Genomic DNA, 773 nt, shown 5'->3' on the forward strand with positions numbered 1-773 from the left:
CTCCACCCAGTCTTTACGCCGGTCGGTTTCGCGGGCCTTCAGCCGGACGATGGCGGCCTTCGCCTTGGCCCGCCGGTTGGAGCCGCGCTTGGCTCGGGCGAGCTTGCGCTGCAGCCTCAGCAGCCGCTTCGTCTCGGTGTCCCGCAGGCCGGGCGCGTTCAGCAGCTCTCCGGTGGAGACGGCCGCCGAGACGGTCACGCCCCGGTCCACGCCGCCGATCTCACCTGTTCCGGGCGCGGGGACCGGTTCGGGGACGACGGCGAACGCGACATGCCAGCGCCCGGCGCTGTCGCGGGTGATCCGGTAGGACTTCACCCCGTCGGGGACGGCCCGCGACCAACGGAATCGCACCCAGCCGACCTTCGGGATCTTCACCTCGCCGACATGACGGGACAGGCGGCGTACGTGGTCGGGCTTGACGGCGACGATCCGGAAACCCTCGCCCTGGCCGCGTTTGCGCCACGTCGGGCGGCGGTGGGTCTTGCCGAAGAAGTTCGCCATGGCCTGAGCGAAGTCCTTGAGGGCCTGCTGTTGGACGACGATCGATCCGGCGCGCAGCCAGTCGAAGGCCGCACGCGCTTCGGTGAGCTGGCGGCACTGCTCGGCGAACCCCGGTGCGCTTTTGCGGCCCGGCTTCCAGTGCGCGTTCTGCTCGACGGCGAGGTTCCACACGAACCTCGCGTGCGCGCAGTGCTCCGCCAGTGCCGCCTCCTGGGCGGGCGTCGGGGAGAGCCGGTACCGGGACATGACGTCATTCTACCACTAGAATGGTG

Annotated in this window: 1 protein-coding gene; it reads right to left on the minus strand. The window is 70.2% G+C overall.

Going from position 1 to position 773, the window contains the following annotated elements:
* The coding region (locus IEZ06_RS35895; RefSeq protein WP_189241122.1) for an RNA-guided endonuclease InsQ/TnpB family protein at positions 1 to 747 on the minus strand (747 nt) is incomplete at its 3' end.
* Positions 748 to 773: the final 26 nt, after the last annotated feature.

Source organism: Planomonospora antibiotica (genome assembly GCF_014647955.1).
In the GTDB taxonomy this organism is placed as follows: Bacteria; Actinomycetota; Actinomycetes; order Streptosporangiales; family Streptosporangiaceae; genus Planomonospora; species Planomonospora parontospora.